17 protein-coding genes are annotated in these 20,550 nt (G+C 38.9%); 8 read left to right on the top strand and 9 right to left on the bottom strand.

The genetic code is table 11. The features are described from left to right. Positions 1-10: 10 nt before the first annotated feature. The 7 genes from G6053_RS25065 (at position 11) to G6053_RS25035 (ending at position 8,459) form a co-directional block, all read left to right on the top strand. Positions 11-3,394, top strand: coding sequence for a SusC/RagA family TonB-linked outer membrane protein (locus G6053_RS25065; protein WP_165308934.1), 3,384 nt, complete (start codon positions 11-13; stop codon positions 3,392-3,394). 11 nt (positions 3,395-3,405) lie between these two features. Next, positions 3,406-4,860: a RagB/SusD family nutrient uptake outer membrane protein gene (locus G6053_RS25060; RefSeq protein ID WP_165308933.1), complete on the top strand. Its 1,455-nt coding sequence runs from the start codon at positions 3,406-3,408 to the stop codon at positions 4,858-4,860. A gap of 29 nt (positions 4,861-4,889) precedes the next feature. Beyond that, the gene (locus G6053_RS25055; protein ID WP_165308932.1) at positions 4,890-5,405 is read left to right on the top strand and encodes a DUF4843 domain-containing protein; all 516 of its coding nucleotides are present in this window, start codon (positions 4,890-4,892) and stop codon (positions 5,403-5,405) included. 34 nt (positions 5,406-5,439) lie between these two features. After that, entirely contained in the window at positions 5,440-6,567 is a 1,128-nt protein-coding gene (locus tag G6053_RS25050) for a TlpA disulfide reductase family protein (RefSeq protein WP_165308931.1), read from the top strand. Between the two features lie 74 nt (positions 6,568-6,641). Continuing rightward, entirely contained in the window at positions 6,642-7,160 is a 519-nt protein-coding gene (locus tag G6053_RS25045) for a TlpA disulfide reductase family protein (protein WP_165308930.1), read from the top strand. Positions 7,161-7,179: 19 nt separating this feature from the next. Further along, positions 7,180-8,052 (top strand): serine protease, encoded by an 873-nt coding sequence (locus tag G6053_RS25040; RefSeq protein ID WP_165308929.1) that lies wholly within the window; start codon positions 7,180-7,182, stop codon positions 8,050-8,052. Positions 8,053-8,228: 176 nt separating this feature from the next. Next, positions 8,229-8,459, top strand: coding sequence for a transposase (locus G6053_RS25035; protein WP_165308928.1), 231 nt, complete (start codon positions 8,229-8,231; stop codon positions 8,457-8,459). Positions 8,460-8,668: 209 nt separating this feature from the next. Here the strand turns inward: G6053_RS25035 and G6053_RS25030 are convergent, their stop codons facing one another. From G6053_RS25030 to G6053_RS24995, 9 genes are all read right to left on the bottom strand, one after another. Then, a complete protein-coding gene (locus tag G6053_RS25030; protein ID WP_165308927.1) occupies positions 8,669-10,021 on the bottom strand; it encodes a transposase in 1,353 nt (450 codons plus the stop codon). A 534-nt stretch (positions 10,022-10,555) separates the two neighbouring features. After that, entirely contained in the window at positions 10,556-10,918 is a 363-nt protein-coding gene (locus tag G6053_RS31065) for an AraC family transcriptional regulator (protein ID WP_346774513.1), read from the bottom strand. Between the two features lie 107 nt (positions 10,919-11,025). After that, positions 11,026-11,349 (bottom strand): AraC family ligand binding domain-containing protein, encoded by a 324-nt coding sequence (locus G6053_RS31060; RefSeq protein ID WP_346774512.1) that lies wholly within the window; start codon positions 11,347-11,349, stop codon positions 11,026-11,028. A 195-nt stretch (positions 11,350-11,544) separates the two neighbouring features. After that, positions 11,545-12,312 (bottom strand): LytTR family DNA-binding domain-containing protein, encoded by a 768-nt coding sequence (locus tag G6053_RS25020; protein ID WP_165308926.1) that lies wholly within the window; start codon positions 12,310-12,312, stop codon positions 11,545-11,547. A gap of 2 nt (positions 12,313-12,314) precedes the next feature. Next, the gene (locus G6053_RS25015) at positions 12,315-13,364 is read right to left on the bottom strand and encodes a histidine kinase (protein WP_165308925.1); all 1,050 of its coding nucleotides are present in this window, start codon (positions 13,362-13,364) and stop codon (positions 12,315-12,317) included. Between the two features lie 55 nt (positions 13,365-13,419). Then, complete coding sequence (locus tag G6053_RS25010) at positions 13,420-14,025, bottom strand: outer membrane beta-barrel protein (protein ID WP_165308924.1); 606 nt, start codon at positions 14,023-14,025, stop codon at positions 13,420-13,422. Positions 14,026-14,073: 48 nt separating this feature from the next. After that, positions 14,074-15,417, bottom strand: a complete 1,344-nt coding sequence (locus G6053_RS25005) for a TolC family protein (RefSeq protein WP_165308923.1) — start codon at positions 15,415-15,417, stop codon at positions 14,074-14,076. Then, positions 15,407-18,520 (bottom strand): efflux RND transporter permease subunit, encoded by a 3,114-nt coding sequence (locus tag G6053_RS25000; protein ID WP_165308922.1) that lies wholly within the window; start codon positions 18,518-18,520, stop codon positions 15,407-15,409. Before G6053_RS25000 ends, G6053_RS25005 begins: the two co-directional genes overlap by 11 nt. 35 nt (positions 18,521-18,555) lie before the next feature. Then, complete coding sequence (locus G6053_RS24995; RefSeq protein WP_165308921.1) at positions 18,556-19,584, bottom strand: efflux RND transporter periplasmic adaptor subunit; 1,029 nt, start codon at positions 19,582-19,584, stop codon at positions 18,556-18,558. Between the two features lie 406 nt (positions 19,585-19,990). Between G6053_RS24995 and G6053_RS24990 the strand changes: the two genes are divergently transcribed. After that, positions 19,991-20,491, top strand: coding sequence for a Crp/Fnr family transcriptional regulator (locus G6053_RS24990; RefSeq protein WP_165308920.1), 501 nt, complete (start codon positions 19,991-19,993; stop codon positions 20,489-20,491). Positions 20,492-20,550 lie beyond the last annotated feature (59 nt).

The following is a 20,550-nucleotide window of genomic DNA, read 5'->3' as shown; positions in this document are numbered from 1 at the left end:
ACATTAACAAATGTATAAAATTTACCCTTTATTAAAAATAGAGGAGTATGCCGCGACGTTTAATAAGGCCAAAAAAAAACGTAAAGTTGGTATAGCCTCTAGCCATATTCTTATGACAAAGTTGATAATATTTTTCTTATTAATAGGATTAACTGTTTCCGCTTCAACATTTTCGCAGAATATTACATTACATGAAAAGCAGATTTCTGCCAAAAAGCTTTTTGAAACTATTAATAAACAAACAGGATACTCATTTGTATTTGACAACGCATTATTAAAAAAGATACCTGCTTTTGATTTTGATGAAACAAATGCTTCACTAGAATCTGTATTGAACAAATCTTTGATTTCGAATGGGTTTGAGTATACGATCAAGAGGAAAATAATCATTGTTCGTGAGTTTTCATCTACTACGAATGAATATCAAGAGCGAAAGATAACTGGGCAGGTTGTGGATGAAAAAGGTAGTCCAATATCAGGTGCGAGTATAAAGCTAACGGGCAACCGTATATCTGTATTAGCAACAGACAAAAACGGTTTGTTTTCAGTTGAACTTCACAGAGGTGATAAGATACTGCAAATTGCGCACTTAGGATATGAAGAACAAAACGTTAACATTAAAACAGACCAAAACAATTACTTGATCAAATTAAAAGCCAAAATTAATAAGTTAGATGATGTAGTTGTGACGGGTATCTTTGATAGACCAAAAGAAAGTTTTACGGGTGCAGCAGTTAAATTTACGCAGCAAGATCTGAAGATGGCAGGTAATAGAAATTTATTGAAAACTCTTGGAAATCTGGATCCTTCATTTGACATAATGGAGATGAATAATCTTGGTTCAAATCCTAACGAATTACCTGATGTTGAGATCCGTGGTACGACTTCAATCAGTACGGTAAATGAATTGCAAAACGGGGTTCGTAATCGTAATCAGATGAATCTCCCGCTATTCATTCTAGATGGTTTCGAGGTTACTCTGCAACGAGTTATGGATATGAACCAGACAGATATAGAAAGCGTTACTATTTTAAAAGATGCCAGTGCAAAAGCCATCTATGGTTCAAGGGGATCCAATGGTGTAGTTGTAATTACATCTATTATTCCAGAGCCAGGAACTTTGCGTATAAATTATGCAGGCGGTATGAATTTAGAGCTTCCGGATTTATCCTCTTATAACTTAATGAGCGCCAGAGAGAAGCTGGATTATGAAGTAAAAGCTGGTTACTATAATTTTGATAATCCTAGTTCTGCCTCTATATATGAACAAAATTCTGCCGCAGTGGAGTATGGCGTAAATACCGATTGGAAGAATATCCCGGTAAGAACAGGGATTGGTCAATATCATAAATTAGATATCACTGGTGGAGATGCAAAATTTAGATATATCATTAACGGATCTTACAACCAGTTGAAAGGTGCGATGAAAGGTTCAAATCGTAATAATTTTAATGGAGGAGTTACATTTAATTACATTGGCACGAAGTTCCAGATTTCAAACAATACAAATATTGGTTTTAATAAATCTGCTAACAGCCCCTACGGGAATTATAGAGAATATGTTGTAATGAATCCGTATTGGGCTCCGTATGATGAAATTGGAGATATTATTATGACATACCCCTATGGTTCACAATATAAAAAGAATCCACTTATTGCTCAGCACACAACCGATTTTTCAACAAGTAAGTATCATAATATTCGAAATGCTACAAATATTATTTGGGATATTATTCAAGGACTGCGATTGGCCGCTAATATTGGTTTTACCTATCAGGGAGGCGAGAGCGATCGATACGAATCACCAAATAGTACCCTAGAATTTGACAAGGTAACTATAGAAGACAAAGGGAGATATACTAAAGGTTACGAAACCAGGCAGAGCTACCAGCTTGGAAGCACGATCAGTTATGGTAAATCATATGGTTTGCATAATATCTATTTGGGACTAAACTCCCAATTAATTGAAAATAAAACTTACAATTCTACCATAATTGCAAAAGGTTTTTTAAATGATCAGATGAAAGATATTTCGCAAGCGTTGAGCTATGCCCAGGATCGCCCAAATACTCTGGAATCAACTTCTAGGTCTATTGGAGTAACCGGTATCGCAAACTATAACTATAACAACTTATACTATACGGAGTTTTCTTATAGAAAAGATGCCGCTTCGTCATTTGGAAGTCAAAGTCGCTGGGCTCCGTTCTGGTCGCTGGGATTGGGGTGGACTGCAAGTAATGAAAGTTTTGTGCGTAATAATATCAAGTTCGTTAATACGCTGCGCTTTAGGTACAGTTACGGTGTAACCGGCTCAATGAACTTCCAGCCTTATGATGCGATGACGATCTACCAGTACCAATTGAATAGCAATGATTTTTACCGAAATATTCGTCCTTTGACTATTCAGACATTTGGTAATCCAAATCTTAAATGGCAAAATACAAAAGAACATAATATTGGGGTTGATCTTACGACTTTAGAGAATCGTTTAAATGTCACATTTAACTATTATAGAAAGAATACAGTTAATCTTGTAAGTGATGCGAACCTGCGTTATTCTAATGGATTCACAACATATAAAGAAAACATAGGTACAATCCGAAATTCAGGTTTTGATATGAACATGAGCTATGTGCTTTGGCGAATCCCATCAAAAGATTTGCATTGGTCGTTGACAGGAGGGCTATACCGAAATGACAATGTTCTGGTAAAATTGTCTAATGCTATAAAACAAGCTAACAAAAGCTTGGAAAGCCAGAATTTAAGCCATGCTACTATATTGGAGTATAGAGAGGGGCATTCGGTGAATGAAATGTATGTGCTAAACTCACCAGGCGTCGACATTCTTACTGGAGAAGTTATCTATATGAATAGTAGAGGTGAATTAACATCTGCATCTGCAGGAGTAGCTGAAATGGATAAAATATCTGTTGGCTCCTCGGTTCCAAAATTAAATGGTCGTTTTGGTACAACTTTGCGATGGAAAGGCTTGAATATCGCGCTTGGATTTGCTGCTCGTCTGGGTGGGAAGAAATTGAACAATACGCTATTAAATAGGGTAGAAAATGGTCTTATAAATAATAATCTTGACAGACGTGTAATGGATCTTAGATGGATGCAACCTGGAGATAATACTGGTTTTAAATCTATTCTTAATACAAATAATACCTTCGCAAATAATCGTTTTGTATTCACAGAAAATACTGTGACTTTGAATAATATCAATATTTTCTATGATCTACCCGCTGCTTTATTATCAAAAATGAAGTTGAAGAGACTTTCTGTTGGAGCTACTATGAGCGATGTGTTCTATTGGTCTAATATCCAGTTGGAAAGGGGGACCGATTACCCTTACTCACTGAAGCCTACATTCACAATTAATGCAACATTTTAAATTGTATCGTCATGAAAAAAAAGAATATATTTCTATTAAGTATTTCAGCATTAATGCTGTTTACAGCTTGTGAGAAGTGGCTTGAAGTTACTCCACAAAATCAAATGACAGAAGAGAATCTGTTTCGATCAAGTAAAGGTTTTTTTGATGCGTTAGTAGGTGTATATAGTAAAATGCGAACATCTTATAGTCCAGGTAGTTTCTTTGTATCTGGAGGTATTGATAATATGGCTAATCTTTTTTATACACAAGAACTTTGGGGAAGTTTTCCGATTTCCAATTTTGACTATTCTAACTCAGAATCAGATGGAATGATGGGGGGAGCATTTCTTAACTCTTATAGCACTATATCTTCAGTAAATTCATTGTTGACAGGTATACAGAAACATGGTACTGCTGATGTTTTAAGTACGGTTCAACGTAATTTAGTTGAGGGAGAGTCATTGGGAATCAGGGCATTTTTGCATTTTGATTTGTTACGTTTGTGGGGCCCAATCCCCTCGAAAGTTGGAACAAAGGCTTATCTCCCTTATGCTACTGCCGTAAAAATAGATCCTTTAACCTATGATACCTATGATGTATATATATCAAAACTAATATCTGATCTTGATAGAGCCGAGATGCTATTGAGAGAAAGTGACCCATTGACAAAATTTAGTAATCAGGAATTGAATGTAACTTCTACAAATTTACCTGGATATTCTGGATTGGAATATATGTGGCGGCAAAATCGCTTTAACTATTACGGTATATTAGCATTAAAAGCGCGCGTTTATGCGTGGTTAGGAGATGCTGATAAGTCAGTGGAATATGCAAAAAAAGTTATTGAAGCAAAAAATACTGACGGTACAAAAAAGTTTACGTTGGGCACTGCTATTGCTTTATCGACGCAAGATAGATTGTTGTTTTCAGAACATATCTCATCGTTGCATATCAACAACTTTGATAACACTTTGATGTTTGGTAATGCAAACTCAGCAGGTGGTGTATATAATTTGCAAATGGCTCTAGATCCTATATTTCCTGATTCGCGAGATTTCAGAAAATTAAATTTAAAATTAACTCCTCCGTCACGTTTTATGCCAATAGGATTGTATACAACCAGAAAGTATGAAGATCTTAATAGAAATAATGGCACGGGTAAATTTTCGATTCCTTTAATCCGACTTTCAGAGATGTATCTCATTGTATCCGAATTTTCACCTATAAATGAAGCGAATTCGTATTTTGTTACATATCAACAATCTAGATCAGTTACAGTTGTTCCATTATTGACTATTGAAAATCGGAGAAACATTATTAGAAACGAGTATTATAAGGAATTTTATGCTGAAGGTCAAGTATTCTTTATGGAGAAAAGGATAAATTCTTCGCATTTGATACTTAAACCTGATCGACAGATGGGAGAGTTTGAGTATGTCCCGCCCCTTCCATCCGGAGAAACTGGGCGATATGATATCTTTTAATAAAAGCTAATATTTTAATAAAAATGACAATGAAATACAATAAATCATTTTCAGCAATAATTTTGATTTTTTTAATGGGATCTTGCAAAAAAGTTTCTGTAAATAATGAATTACAGGATACTTATGTACAATTTAATTTTCCCAATACTTATCCAAGTGGTGGATACGCGACTATAAAAAATTACTATTTTTCACAGAAAGGTCTAGATATTGATACTATTTATCTACCGATAAAAACTTTAGGTTTAGTTCCTGAAAAACAGTACGAAGTGAAATTGGAGCAGATTAAGGAAGCACAATTGCCTACTGGAAGTGAACATGCAATTCCAAATGTACATTATGTAGACTTCAGTAATGAAGATTTGAAGAAAAGATACCTTATTGCTCCAGAAACAAAAGAAGTTACAATTCCTTTGGTTGTGAAACGTGACGTATCTATGCGAGGGAAGATTGTTCAATTGTCCATAAAAATCGCACAGAGTAAAACCGCAAAACCAGGCCTGATGAACTATAATCGAGTAAAAATATTAATTAGTGGCATGTAGTTGCTTAGAATATATAATTAAACAAATAAAAAAAATGCAAATTAGAAAAACAATTTTAGGATTATTATCCATTTTAGCTTTATCTTTCCAGCTTGAAGCGCAAGAAAAATTCATTATAAAAGGCACATTGACAGGTACTTCTCCGGAAAGAATTTTCATGAATTACCGTCAGGGAACTAGTTATGCTACCGATACAGCTTTAGTTGTTAATGGTAAATTTGAATTCAAAGGTGACGCACAAAAGAACGCGAACGGCGTTATCAGAATACCCGTTAAACGGGAAGAAGAAGATTTGCCGATGCGTAATACCCAAGTGGTGATATACTTAGAACCAGGTACTATTGAAGTATTTGTTGATCAGAAAAATAAGATAATGCGTATCGGTGGTACACCGATGAATGATTTATTGCAAAAGTCAAAAACTTTTACTGCTTCCTTTGATGCATATGGACAGTCTCTAGAAGCCGAATTCAAAAGACTGAATGGAAACACGCTGGCTCAAGATTCACTTCGTAATATTTACACAGCCGCTACACTTAAATTTCAGCAAGAAATAGAAGCTTTTGTAAAAGAGAATCCAAACTCACCTATTAGTCTCAACCTACTGAGAAAGTATTGTGATCCGGCTACTAATACGGATCAAGCTAGGCGCTTATTTGGAATGTTGAGTGAAGAAGTACGCGCTTCTAGGCCGGGAGTTATGTACTCATCGGTATTTGAAGAGTTAAAAGTCGTTGAAGTCGGTGCTATTGCCCCAGACTTTACGCTTCCAGATGCAGAAGGCAGAAATCTTAAGCTTAGTTCGTTGCGTGGTAAATACATTTTGGTGGATTTCTGGGCTTCTTGGTGTGGACCTTGCCGTCATGAAAATCCAAATCTAGTTGCTGCTTACAATAAGTACAGATCGAAAGGATTTGACATATTAGGTGTCTCGCTTGACGGGGGTAATAACGCTAAAGAGAAGTGGATAAAAGCGATTTTAGATGACAAGTTGACATGGAACCAGGTTTCGGATTTGAAAGGATGGGATAGCGAGGTTGCACAGCTATATAAAGTTAGTTCAATTCCTGCTAATTTCTTATTGGATCCTCAAGGAAAAATTATTGGTAAGAACTTGAGAGGTGCCGATCTTGAACTTAAATTAAGAGCGATTTTGAAATAATTGACATAAATTATTGGGCACTTTTAATTCAATTAGTAATTATTGCTTTCAAGGTGTCTAATTATTTTTTTACGATGAAAAACTTATTTAAAATAATATCAACATTTGTTTTAGTAGTGGCCTTAATAGATTCTTATAGTCAACAATCAGAATCGATGTCTTTGAAAAAAGGTGAAAAACCTTCTATCTATGATTTTAAGGATCTAGATAACAATAGGAGATATTTGGACGAATTTAAGGGTAAGTTCGTTTTGATTGACGTATGGGCATCTTGGTGTTTTCCCTGTCTAAAAGAGATGCCTTCATTGGATTTATTGAGACACCATTACAAAGATAAAAATCTTGTTGTAGTTGGAGTATCTGTAGATGATAAAGATTACAAATGGCGTGGTGCTGTTGTAAATCTTAAAATACCTTCACATCAATTCAATGTTGACAAAGAAAAGCGCTTCGAAAAGGAATTTGATATAAAATATATCCCAAGGATGATACTGTTAGATAAAGAAGGTAAGGTCTACAATGAGCGTATGCCGAAGCCTTCTGATATTGAAATTTACAGTATAATAGATGAAGCGTTGTCTTCAGTAAATTAGTTAAATATAGATTATAAAGATGATAAAGTTTAAGATTTCAATTCTCTTGGTATTATTAAGCATCAATTTATTTGCTCAAGCGCAAGAATTTATGAATAATGAAGAGTATATCGCCAAATTTGCAACTTCTGCAGATTCTTTGCTAAAGGTTAACAAAAGTGTTTCGGCTCAGGAAGCAAAAAACGTTGCAGCTCTTGTCGGAGATAAAGTTAAAATCACGCTAAAGGGAGTCAAAAGTAAGTTATTGACTCCAAATCAAGTTTTTGGTCAATCTAAAAAGGCAACAGTAATAGTGGGATCGGCTTATTTATGTACACATTGCGAGCATACACATATTAACCCTGCTACGGGATACATTATTGACGAAAACGGGATTGTAGTTACTAACTATCATGTGGTAAATGCGTATGCATATATGGGCGGCGGGAATAAACCATTAGCATTTTTGGTAAGGTTATACGACGGTCGTACTTATCCAGTAAAAGATATAATCGCTGCTTCTGAGAAGGATGATTTGGCGATATTACGTTTAGATACTCAAGGTGATAAATTACCTGCGTTTGCGTTGGCTCCCAAAGCTAATATTGGTGATGTAGCTTATTCATTAGGCCATCCACACAACTTGTATTATTATTTTTCTCAAGGTCATGTGAACCATAAATATGTAGACAAAACACGTGTAAACGGTACAGATTATTATAGAAATATCATGCTTATTTCAGCAGAATATGGTATAGGCTCTAGTGGAGGTCCTATTATTGATGCTTTTGGAAGAGTCATAGGTACGGTATCAAGCACTCGTACTCTCTCCCATGCTGAAAGTCCTACTTCAGTGCAGATGATTTTGAAGAAGACCATTCCTGTTGAATCCCTTTGGAAATTATTAAAGTAGAGAAAACTTAAGTGAGCGAGCAAATTTCGTTAAGAGTCTCATTTGCTCGCTCTTAATTTTTTCTTTTTTTTGTGAATAAATATGTGTTTTGTTGTGAAATATAGTGAATTCAAGGGAAATAAATTGTTCTTATATGTCGATAACTTTATAGTTTTGATTACAAATGTAAAGGAAACATGAATGAACAAGCTTTGTCTCGATTTGAATTCGAAGAAGAATTTAAAGAGAAATTAATAGAGCTGGTACTTTATAAAAATGTGTCAGCAGAACAAACTGCAAGAAAGTATGGACTACAAAATACGACTATCTTAATCAATTGGATTAACAATTATAAACGCAAATTAGAAAAGCGAGCCGTAACTTTAGTGCCTATGGAAAAGCTGGGAACAAAAGACGTTACCCTTTAAAAAAACGGATCAAGGATGGGATATTCAGTAAATGTTATAAAAAATGGTGGTCAGAATAATTTCGGTCACCATTTTTTGTTCTGTTATCCCGATCTTTGTAAGATTTTTCCGCTGGTTTAAGCACCCGATTGCCAAAAAGCTGCTTTTTCGTTTTTTTTGGCATAGCTGTCCCCTGAACACCCGTTCTTCCACCTATTTTCTGTGATCTTTTAAGCCGCTTTTTCCTGCTGGCCCTGCATCTTGGGGATCATCCGCACCGCATTTGCTGTATGGATGCCAAAGAATATCCACAGGATTTCCGTTTTCTTGGTCCTGGCCCGGATACGGCTGAGCGAATAATACCGTTTTTCTGTGCCAAAGCTACCTTCAAGCCGCGTAGAGCGCTCCCTGTTCAGCACGGAGCGGAGCCTGCCGCGCTCTTTTTCATCAGCTGCAGGCTTACCCTTGCGCACAAAGCTGGTGAATATGCCCCTGCTGCGGCACCAGCTCCGGTTGGCGTTGGTAGCGTAAAGCGCATCGGCAGCTACATGGCTGACACGTTTTCTCAGCAGTGACTGCTGTAGGTCTATACATTGTGGAAGCCGGTTCCCTTCATGGAAAGCATCAAAGCTCAGGTGCTCGATAAAGTTGATGCCATCAATCTGGATGCTGTTCACTTTGGCGCCGAACTCAACCCCTTTACTTTCTTTGCCACGGACGATCGGGCGGATATAATCTTTGTCGACACTAACAATCAGACCCTTCACTTCCCGCCCGGCAAAACGTTCCCGTTGCTGATGGAGTACTTTTTTGATGATGGACAGCCGTCTGTGAAAGCGGCCAGGAAGATTGGCTGTACCAAGGGACATGATATCCCCGCACTGACCGATGAGCTTGCCAACCAGGTGGAGCAGGCTGCGTTTCAGCACGCGCGTCTCCGATTTCCCACGCTTGCGCTTTTTACTATAGATACGGTAACGCAGGCGCTGCTTGTCAAATTTGTTGCGCGGCATCCGCAGACCCGACAGCTTTGCCATGCTCCGCAATTGCCCCTGCAGCCATTCCGCACATTCCCATAACAGTTTGATATCCGTGGGAAAGCGAACATCACTCTCATAACAGGTCGCATCGCTCATCAATACATGGCTGTCCTTAAACCAGGCCTTCCAGTAACCGGCAAGCACCCGCTGAAGGGTGCCGATATCAAGTTTTCTGGCAAGTTCGCAGCGGATCTCGCTGACGATCTTAAAATTATCGAGCGGCTTTAACGGATTGATCCGAACACCGCAGAAAAGCTGATAATGGAGGTTGGAATTAAGCTGGGCGACCAGGTCACGGTCGGAAAGCCCCGTATAGGATTTCAGCACCATCAGCGCCACTTTACCCGCCCCGCTAAAATAGGACCGGCGGCCAACTCGGTTTTCCCGTTGCCCCAGGCTCGCTGCCAGCTCGGAAAATGGAATACTCCGATAAAGCCGCCCTAGTTCACTCAGGTGAAAACTTGATTCGTACTGTTTGAAAATATCGTATTCGCTGAAGGCTAAAGTTGGCTGAAGTTCGCTAAGTTTTTGTATCTTTCGCATATCTTTTTGATGACCGTTACCCCGATTTTGGCCGCTAACCTTATTATTCGGGGGAATACACGAAGATAATAAAACCCCAACTATTTATTTATCAAATAGTTGGGGTTTTTCTGAATATCCCAAGGATGTGGAGAAAGCTTTAGAAAAAGCCAATGTGATAATTTACGGTCTTAACTTTATGATTGACCATGCTGAAAAGGAGAATAAAATTGCGATCCGAAAAAAGCGTGGTACCAAACAATAAAGCTAATCAAAGAAAAGCATGTGACAAGGATGGGGGTCGGTCCACTTTGTAAATTGTTTGGTAAAGCCGACAAGCTTATTACTATCATATATGGTATCTTCACGATTATACTGATCAGGTGGGCTTTCCTGTCTTTCTACGGGAAAATGTGTCTTACAATAGTTAATTTCAGGAATGGTAAGTCAGAAAAGTAAATAGCAATAGTTTGAGAAACTAGGTCAGTTATTTTTATCTCCGCTGTTCTGTATATCGTCAATGGAATATTGATTACAACCATTACCAAGTATGTGCTATGGGTTAAACGACTGCCGAAATTCCAAAGGCGAAACATTTGTCTTTACCTTGAATAATTTACTAAATGATTGTGGATGCTCAAAGCCTAATCCATACGCAATTTCACTGACGGAAAGATTTGTCTTAGATAACTTTTCTTTCGCTTTTTCTATTACTGTGTTTTGGATATATTGTTGCGTATTCAGCCCTGTAAGTGAATGCAGCATATCACTCAAATAACGTTGTGATAATTGCAATTCAGAACTGATATATTTTACTGATGGCAAACCATTTTTTAAACTATTTTCTTCATCAAAATAATGATTCAAAAGTTTATCCAAAGCAGAGATAATATTGTTATTAACAGCTTTTCTTGTCATGAACTGTCGGTTGTAAAAGCGGTTGCTGTAATTCAGTAACAATTCTAATTGCGATACCAACACATCCTGCTGAAATTGTCAATATTATTGTTCAATTCATTGGCTATTCAAACAAATAAATGAGCGATAATTTCTTTTTCCTTTGCAGATAAAAACAATGCTTCTGAAACATCGTAAGAGAAAAAACTATATTGATTGATAGCTCTTCCCAAAGGATAATTTAGAATAAGCTCAGGATGAAAATACAAAGCAAAACCTTCATAGTTGTCTATATCTTCCGGAGGGAAAACGATTTGCTTAGGCTTCAAAAATGCCAACCCGCCTTCTTGAAAATCATAATGTCCTTGTCCGTATTTTATGTATCCTTTAAAGGTAGGCTTGAAGGAAATTTTGAAAAAATCGAAACTCACTTTTTGCTCTTTTGGAAACATTTCACCCGAAAGATTAGTGTAATCAACCACTGCAACCAAAGGATGCAGTGGGGCAGGGAGCCCCAATTGCTTTATTATTTGTCAATTTGTTTTTCTAAAACTTCAGGAATAAGGCTAGGGTACTAATTTTTTTTAATTACAACCAACCCTAATTATTGCCTTTCCAGCTATAAATGGCTCTCAGATTTAGCCGGATTAGTTTCCTGGCTTGTCCAGCCATTTCTTTACAATGCTGGATCTGTCCCTGCTGAGCGTAACCGGTTCGTAGAGTTGCGGTTTTAGACTTATTTTTAGCTGGCTATTAAAGAGCTGGTAGATGCTTTCGATACTTCCAAAAGATACAATAAACTGCCTGCTGATCCTAATGAACACCTCAGGATCAAGCTCTGCGTCGAGAACTTCTAAAGTAGCGTCTATAACATATCGCTGGGAATCTTTCATGATCAGGTAGGTTATTCTATTTTCAGAAATGAAATAAGCTACATCATCAACAAGTATGGATAGAAATCTATCCCTGTAAGAGACAAGGAACCGGGAACGATAGATCCGCTGATTTGTTTGCATTTTTTTCATCAGGCTAATGATTCCTATATTATCATCAAGACTTCTATATCCAATAGCTTTACGGATACTTTTTTCCAGTTTTTCCGATTCAAGAGGTTTCAGTAAATAATCTATACCGTTCACTTCGAATGCTTTAAGCGCATACTCGTCATAAGCAGTTACAAAAATCACAGGAGCAGCTATATCAACATGCTCAAAAATTTCAAAACTTATGCCGTCAGTGAGCATTATATCCATAAAGATCAGGTCTGGCTGTTTATTTTCTCCCAGCCATTTCATGGAGTCTTTCACAGTCTGAATACTCTTTATAACGGTGATGTCATAAGATGATTTTGAGAGCATTTTCTCGAGCCTCTGTATGTTGGGAAGCTCGTCTTCAATAATCAGGGCGTTTAACATATTTAACTATTTTTCGTTATTATCAATGGGATTTCCACCCTAAAAATTTCATCATTCTCTACAATTTCGGGGAGCGGACAACCTAATAGGCGATATCTTTCCTTAATATTTTTCAGCCCGAGTTTTGTTCCCGCCCTACCTTCAGCCTTTAACCACTTATTGTTCTCGATGACCATCGTATTGGGTTCATGATAGTAGATATTGATAAAAAGCGGATCTTCTTTGCTAAAAATATTGTGTTTGATCGCATTTTCAATGAGCAGCTGCAGTGTAAGCGGCGGAATCTCGGCTCTTAGCATAGTTTTATTTTCTTCGATATTAACCTGGATACTTTCCCCATACCGTGTCTCGTACAGGAATAGATAGTTATTGATAAACTCCATTTCTTCGTAAAGAAAAATGGTGTCACGATCTCTGTTTCCGAGAATGTACCTGTATATCGCTGCCAGTTTGGTCACATAAGCGGTTGCCGTAGCTGGCTGTTGATCGATAAGGGCAGTTACTGTACTCAGATTATTGAACAGGAAATGTGGATCGAGCTGCAGCTTTAATGCTTCCAATTGTGCTTGATTGGTATATCTTTCAAGCTCAATGGATCTGGTGTTTGCAGCAGTCCAGTTATAAAAATAATGTTCTGCTGCGAAAACTGTCGTGCTCAATAAAGACATAATCACCCCAATGATGATGAGCTGTCTATGCAGCAGCGTATCATAACCGAAATAAACTGGAAAATCAAACAGGAAGAAAATCCTGATCAAGCAATACAGCACAAACGAGTGCAATAAGAGCTGGAGGGGAAATCTGCTGTAAATGTGGTGATCCCAGCTATAGAATAATGACATCCATTGATTCAACTGAATTCCCGTTTCACAAATCACCATCGCATAAAAAGTGCACAGCATGAATTCGATCAAATAATCAAAAGGTCCATATGATTCCCAACTAACAAAGGTCCTTTCCAACGGGTTTAAAAGAACTAAGATCAGGTAAAGGAACAGTCCAAAGGACGGAAAACCATAAATCCTGAATAATTTGTGATTACGACTTTTCATGCCTAAATATAATTAAATATCAGCTTCCAAAACTTTCTTATTCCGGCAGTCCATTTTATAGCGGCGCTTTTATTCCGATCATGGCGCTCACACCAGAAAGATGCGTAGCAGAATTTTTAGGGACACTCGGGATCGTTGAAACCTGTCCTTCCAGAAAAAGAATAAACGATTTGGATATCTTATAATTTATACCCAGTCCTGCATTTGTCTGAAGATAAGTACCGGCCTTAGTCGTAAAATTAACACTATTATCATCTTTATCGTATTGGGCCATTGGAACATCGACAAACGAGATTCCTGCGCCGAGCATCACGTATGGTTCGAATCTCCCGAACTGCCGCTGGTAACCAAAAAGGAAACCTGCATTTGTACTATTTGACTTTGCTGTTATCTTTGTGTCTACTGTCTCGAATCGGTTCAGGTACTTGAAATCCAACGTCGTCTGGCCCAGCTGAAAGCGGGCAAATAGATTTCTATAATTCAGCTGTAAACTGGTTACGGCATTGGACCCCATCTGTCCCTTACTGTCCTTATCATCATCGAAGGGAACAAGTATACCTATTGAACCTCCAAAGTCAAGTGACCATTTCTTTTCTGAGACTGTTTGAGCCTTCGAACTAGCGCTTATGAAAAGCATCCCAAGTAAAATCTTATTTTTCATTATTTCGGGCAGACGATTTTACGCCTGTCATTTTAATTTTATTATAACTTATTTTGAGCTTCCGATCATATTATCAAGTTCAGCACGGGCCAGCAGGCTTTCTGCTAATGCCTGATACAACAATGATTCAGCCTCGGAAAGTTCGACACGTTTTTGCAGGAGCTCAGAACCAGTATTCATCCCCGCTGTCATTTTGTCCTGTTGGTACTTTAGTGCATCCCGGCAGTATTCCACGCGATTTTCTGCTGTAGCAATACTTGCTGAGGTAATGGTTACCTTACGCCATGCTCTGTCCAGGCTTGCGGACAGTTGGTCTTTTACCAGCTTCAGCTTTGTCTCCGCTTGTTTAAGCTGCATCAGACGTTGGTTTTCCATCTCTTTACCCGAAAATAAGTTCTGCAGATTCCATTTCAGGCTTACTCCAATGTAAGGAGTCTGTTCCGGCAGAATTGGATTTCCTTTCTGAACGCTATATCCCCCTAAAACGCCCAGGTCTGGAAGTTTACTCTGACGGGCCGCTTTAACGCCTAAGGCCGCTTTTTCAATATCCAGTTGCGCAATCTTTAGATCTGGAGAATTATCCATAGAAGTCCGGTACCAGTCCAGAGTTTCGCCACGTTTGTACGACGACTTTTCTGCCAATTCTATTTTAGCGGGATCAATATTGGTGAGTTCTCCCAAAATGCTAAGGCAGTCCTTATACTGGCTTTCTAGCTTGAGCATATTAAGCTGCTCGGCGTCGATTAAAATTTTTAGACCGGTCATATCTTTTGAAATAATTTTCCCAGCACTCGACGCGTTATTGCCATCGTTGAATTTTGCTTTTGCAAGAGCAACCTTCGCATTGGAAACTTCTATCTGTTTTTTTGCCATTAGAGCTAAATAATACTGTTGCTCGATCGCAATCCCCACCTGCAACCAGGTTTTTTGTTTTTCGAGCTGCCCAATCTTGATGTCCAATACGTCGATAGCTTGCCCAGTCCCCATCTTTAACTGCTGGAGCACAGGTTGGTAAACACCAAGATTCAAACTATAGACTCCCTTATCACCGACCTTAAAATGGCTATCCTGTTGGGGCAGCAACTGGGATGTTCCATCTGCTATAGGAACTGATCCCAGTGTGCCCGCCGGAACGGTAAATGCAGGGAGATTAAAATTGTACTGATAGGAGCCGTCCACCATGACAGATGGATACCGTTTGATCTTGTTCTCTCGTAACTTTGATATGCTCTGGTCTACCGCATACTCTTTTATGATTAGCATATCATTTGTTTTTTTTGCCGTATCCAGCAGCTGCTGCAGCGAATATTCTTGTACGCTCTGGGCCGATAGGTCAAAAGGCATCACAAAAAACACTATTAGCACGCCGATAAAGCTTAATTTATACTTCATACTGTAAGTCTTTATTTGTAGTTGTCGAAATTTCTTTTTTATCATTTTTGTTGATCCATCCGATGTACATCACAGGGACGGTGAGCAGTGCCATTATCATACTCCATATTACTCCGAAGGCCAGTACACTTGCCAATGGTGCCCACATCGGGGATTTTGAAATAATCATCGGCAGTACACCAACGGCCGCCGCCATTGCAGTCAGAAAAATGGGACGCAACCTTCGCTGGGCGGCAGTAACTGCAGCAGTTTTGATATCCATCCCGTTTTTGAGCAAGATATTGGTGTAATCAACAAGTATGATTGCGTTACGAACCACTATACCGGAGAGCGCAATTAAACCGATGAAGGCCGTAAAACTGAAATTATTTCCCGTAGCGGCAAGTCCCAGGATGGCACCGAATAGGCTGAGCGGGATTGTCGCCATGATGATGAGTGCTTCTTTTATATTTTTGAACTGAAATAACAGAATCAGGAATATCAGTGCTAAACTGATCGAAAGAGCAGTATACATATCCGATTCCACCTCTGTTTTACCGGCTTCTTCACCGCCATAATAAATCCTGTATCCTTCAGGGAGCGACAATTTTTCAATTTCGGGTTTGATCTTTTCAAGAAGTTCCGCCGGTAATGAACCAAGCGAAATTTCGCTCTGCACCGTAAGTGTCCGTACGCCATTTCTATGCATGATTTTACCTGTCTGCCATTGTGGAGTAATTTCTGCTATCTGTCGTAATGGAATCTGCGCATTGTTTAGGGGAGAGGGCACATAAAGGTTCTCCAGATCCGTTGTATTTTTTCGCACATCATCCTGAAGCCTGAATAAAACATCGATTGGTTCATCGCCCTCATAAAAGGAAGTAAGGGACTGACCTTTAAAACCTCTAGAAACTGCCTGGGAAATATATTCAGTAGTAAATCCCAGTCTTTGCGCCTCCCGGTTCGGCAGTAGACCATAACCAAAATAGTCTTCACCGAAATCAGACCTTACCTGGCGGCTTCCTTCGCTATGTACTAAAATATCATTTATTTTAACTGCAATATCCTGTAGTTGGGGGATTTCAGCACCTGAAATGCGTACCTCAACCGGTGCTTTGAGATCATTTCCCTGCTGCATCTGCTTGACAAAGAAATGTCCACTGGATACAATCTCTTTCACTTTTTTATCCAACATAAGGGCAAGTTCATCTGAAGTTTCCGTAGTCGTGGTATTAACCAGGATCAGTGCGTAATCTGTCCTTGGAAATTCCGGCGAAAAACTATAATAGAAGCGCGGGGCTGATGTTCCCGTGAAGGTCGCATAAGAAACGACTCTTTTATCATCTTTGATCATGGCTTCTGCTTTTTTGATCACTTCACTGGTTACTTCAAGCTTAGTGCCCGTTGGCATTTTCAGTTCGATTACGAATTGGTTCCTCTCTGCTGCGGGGAAGAAAAGTTCTCTCACAAACAGTTTGAAGATCACCCCGGTCAAAAGAAGGAAGATAATGCTGGTTAAAATGACTGAGCGTGGATTTTTAACAGACCATGCAAGCAGACGTTCATAGCGATCCTGCATATAGGTGAGCAGGGATTTCTTTTTCTTAGTATGTTCTTCATTGGTAGCGTTGTGATCATGAAGCCCTTTTTTAATAAAGGTGAAACAGAGCAGTGGCGTAAGAAATAATGCCACAAAATAGGAAGCCAGCAATGCCACGGCCACAGTAATAGGAAGGGTGAAAATAAATTCTCCTGTCGACCCTTTGATTAGCACCATCGGAACGAATGAGGCGATGATGGTAATCGTGGCTGCAAGCACCGGGATAAGCAGGTCATGGGCACTTCGCCAGGAGGCTGTCCATCTGTCAACACCTTCATCAAGAAGCTCGACATAATTGTCTGCGATTACTATCGCATCGTCCACCACCATTCCCAGTACAAGGATCAGACCGGCCAGAGAAACTTGGTGCAGCTCGATACCGATCATGTTCAATATGGCAAAAGTGAGCGCCACTGTCATTGGAATAGCCATGGCCGCAACTGAGGCTATCCTTAAGGGCAGCAATAGGATGACAACCACAATTACTGCAATAATAGCTAAGAAGAACTCTTTAATAAAGTGTGAGATGTTATGATTTACCAAGTCTGGCTGTGATACCAGAGTAGTGGTCTTTATGGTCGTTGGCGTTAACCTCTTAAATTCTTGAATTTTCTGATTAACTTCTTTACCAAAGTCCACAATATTATTTCCTTCGTGCATCTGTACGGTCAATAGTACAGCTTTGTTTCCGTTTACAGTTATTATGCTTGAAGGTTCAGCATACCCACGGGTAATCGTTGCTATATCTTTCAATTTTACTTCAGCCCCATTTGAAGGAGCACTCACGATCTGGTTGGCAAGCTGATCCTCCTTTCGATACAACCCATCTGTATAGATGGAGGTCTTGTTGGCAAAGGTTTTTATTTCTCCGCTACCAACGATGCTGTTCTGCTGCTGAAGCGTCTGTATCAATTGCCCCATATTGAGCTCATATTGAGCGAGCTTGCCGGAATTGGCCGCGACAACAATTTCTTGCTGATGGTCACCGACCCGTTTTACCTTGGATGTAGCTTTAATGGTCCTGATCTGCTCTTCTAGCTTCTTAGCGTAGGTTTTAAGCTGCGCGTAATCTGCCATATTACTTTCGATGCCGATGACCATGGCTTCAGTATCTCCGAAGTCGGAATCAACAAATGGTCCCTGTACACCTGCCGGTAGTTCGATAGCTTTTGAAATCAGTAGCTGATGCCGGAGCTTATTCCAGAAAACCTCCGGTTTCTTTACTGCTTCCGTCAATTCGACATTGACAACCACCAAACCGTCGCTTGATACGGACGAGGTTTTTTCCTTGTCTACTTCTTCATACTGAAAAAGATATTCCTCGATCTTTTTGGTCAGCTGCTGCTCGACCTGAACTGACGATGCCCCCGGAAATTGTGCAACCACCAGACCTGTTCTGACGGTAATTTTGGGATCTTCGCGTCGCGGCATATTTAAAAGTGACTCTGCACCCAGAGCAAATAAAATAAGCAGAACGGCAAGGGTCACCTGCTTGTACTTTAATGCTGCTTCTATAAAATTCATAATGATAATAAAAAATTAAGTTTGACCGGGTGCTGTTATTGCTTGACGATGATCGCCGTTCCGTCCGATAGTTTGTTATGTCCGGCTGTAACAAGTAGGTCACCGGAATTCAGGCCCGAGATTATTTCAACTTGGTTATCTACTATTTTGCCCAGAGCGACGGTACGCTTAAAAGATTTATTGGCTTTTTTATCGACAACATAAACAAAATTGGAATTTCCCTGATCATGTATGATGCATTCTACAGGTACCATAACAATTTCACGGTTCACTGTTGACGGTATATTGATTTGGGCAATCATTCCAGGTCTGATGGCCAGCCCGGGGTTCTTTACGGCTATTTTTAATAAAAACGATCTGGATGCGGCGTCCGCAAGCGCCCCAATTTCTATTATATTGCCCGTAAATGCTTTCTGTATTGCTTCTACTTGCACATTCACATGCTGGCCAATATGTATTCCTCGGATATCATTTTCCGGTATTCGGGAGAATACATTTACAGTACTTAGATCAGCAATCGTGAAAAGTGGACTCCCTGCCGATATGATCTCTCCGATCTCAGTAGCCCTATCGAGGACGATACCGCTTATTGGGGAAAAAATCTTGGAATCATTCAGACTTTTTTCCTGTATTTTTTCTTGCAGGACAGTTTTTTTATACGCAAATCCAATTTTAGCGAAGTCACTTTCACTTAGACTACCTTTATTAAAGAGAATTTTTGACCTATTGTATTCATCCTCCGCTTCATGCTTTTGCACCTCCGCTAATTTTTTGTTGAGTGAATAGTCAGTTTGGTCAAGTGTAGCTATCAAACTTCCCTTATTGATCGGTTGGCCCACTCGCGCTGTTATATTATTGATTTTTCCCGGTACCATAAATCCAACTTTTACTGTCCTGGTTCCCTCAATACTACCGCTTATGATAATCTCGTTATTGATACTAACAGATTCGACTGTTATGGTTTCTATAGGAACGGCATGATCTTTAACTTTTTTATCAGGTTTGCTTCCTTGACAAGCCACTAGAAAAATTGAGGCTAAGAGTCCTATTGCTATATTTTTCATGAATCTATTTATTATTGTTTTTCCTTGAACAGTGCTTTTATTGTTCACAAAGATGAAACAACATACAGGCAACTCAGTGCTCAAAGTGACTGAAGTGCCCGATCATTCAACTGAATTAACAGATGCGGTACATGAGGAATTCTGGTCGATTTGTGGTAAATAAACAGATGGAAATCTTGCTTAAGCAACTAAGGTCAATTGTAAAACAGATATATTTACTGACTGGAGTAACAATATTGGTGCTTGAAATGACAGTTAACGCTTATGAAATGAATGAAACAGATTTAGCTAAATCGTATTTTTAAAATAATGTTAATTTATTTCAATTATGCTCTACGAGTTTATTACCACTAATTTTTCGCATTTTAATTTGACACAAGAAGAGACTTCAGAACTAATTAAAATTTTGAGTTTTAAAAGATACCGACGTGGAGAATTGATCTTTAAAGTTGGTGAGCGCGTCGATACTATAGCCTTGCTCGTGGAAGGGGCAGTATATTCAGATTTTTATGATGAAGATGGAAATCAGCGGATCACAAGTTTTCATTGTCCTTTAGACTCAGGAGAGATCGTTTTCAATTATGAAGATTATTTGCAGGAAAGGCCTTCTCAGAAAAGTTACAAAGCATTTGGCGATTCTCTGTTGCTACTTTTAGACATTTCTGCCGTGAAAGTCCTTTATGATAGGTTTCCTCGCTTTTATCAACTGGAGCTGATGATTATGCAGCCTAATCTTATCCATGCGTTGAAAAATATAAGCATTCTACAGGCCCGGACAGCGGCAGAAAAAATAGCACTTTTAAAAGAACATTCGCCAAAAACCTTTCAGGTATTTCCATATAGCTATATAGCTTCCTTTTTAGGGATACATAGAAATACCCTCAATGCCGTACTTACAACATTATAATAAACCTCCCGCAATAAAATTTGCAGCAATTTGATTAACAATTTTAAAACTGTAAAATA

It is taken from the genome of Sphingobacterium sp. DR205, assembly GCF_011064245.1.
In the GTDB taxonomy this organism is placed as follows: Bacteria; Bacteroidota; Bacteroidia; order Sphingobacteriales; family Sphingobacteriaceae; genus Sphingobacterium; species Sphingobacterium athyrii.
This window is presented reverse-complemented; position numbering and strand designations above follow the sequence as displayed.

Excerpts from the sequence above, each read along its gene's own strand:
- G6053_RS25050 (WP_165308931.1), top strand. The coding sequence starts at position 5,440 with ATGCAAATTAGAAAAACAATTTTAGGATTATTATCCATTTTAGCTTTA.
- G6053_RS25055 (WP_165308932.1), top strand. The coding sequence starts at position 4,890 with ATGAAATACAATAAATCATTTTCAGCAATAATTTTGATTTTTTTAATG.
- G6053_RS25040 (WP_165308929.1), top strand. The coding sequence starts at position 7,180 with ATGATAAAGTTTAAGATTTCAATTCTCTTGGTATTATTAAGCATCAAT.
- G6053_RS25035 (WP_165308928.1), top strand. The coding sequence starts at position 8,229 with ATGAATGAACAAGCTTTGTCTCGATTTGAATTCGAAGAAGAATTTAAA.
- G6053_RS31065 (WP_346774513.1), bottom strand. The coding sequence starts at position 10,918 with ATGACAAGAAAAGCTGTTAATAACAATATTATCTCTGCTTTGGATAAA.
- G6053_RS25030 (WP_165308927.1), bottom strand. The coding sequence starts at position 10,021 with ATGCGAAAGATACAAAAACTTAGCGAACTTCAGCCAACTTTAGCCTTC.
- G6053_RS25005 (WP_165308923.1), bottom strand. The coding sequence starts at position 15,417 with ATGAAGTATAAATTAAGCTTTATCGGCGTGCTAATAGTGTTTTTTGTG.
- G6053_RS25065 (WP_165308934.1), top strand. The coding sequence starts at position 11 with ATGTATAAAATTTACCCTTTATTAAAAATAGAGGAGTATGCCGCGACG.
- G6053_RS25060 (WP_165308933.1), top strand. The coding sequence starts at position 3,406 with ATGAAAAAAAAGAATATATTTCTATTAAGTATTTCAGCATTAATGCTG.
- G6053_RS25015 (WP_165308925.1), bottom strand. The coding sequence starts at position 13,364 with ATGAAAAGTCGTAATCACAAATTATTCAGGATTTATGGTTTTCCGTCC.
- G6053_RS25000 (WP_165308922.1), bottom strand. The coding sequence starts at position 18,520 with ATGAATTTTATAGAAGCAGCATTAAAGTACAAGCAGGTGACCCTTGCC.
- G6053_RS25020 (WP_165308926.1), bottom strand. The coding sequence starts at position 12,312 with ATGTTAAACGCCCTGATTATTGAAGACGAGCTTCCCAACATACAGAGG.
- G6053_RS25010 (WP_165308924.1), bottom strand. The coding sequence starts at position 14,025 with ATGAAAAATAAGATTTTACTTGGGATGCTTTTCATAAGCGCTAGTTCG.
- G6053_RS31060 (WP_346774512.1), bottom strand. The coding sequence starts at position 11,349 with ATGTTTCCAAAAGAGCAAAAAGTGAGTTTCGATTTTTTCAAAATTTCC.
- G6053_RS24995 (WP_165308921.1), bottom strand. The coding sequence starts at position 19,584 with ATGAAAAATATAGCAATAGGACTCTTAGCCTCAATTTTTCTAGTGGCT.
- G6053_RS25045 (WP_165308930.1), top strand. The coding sequence starts at position 6,642 with ATGAAAAACTTATTTAAAATAATATCAACATTTGTTTTAGTAGTGGCC.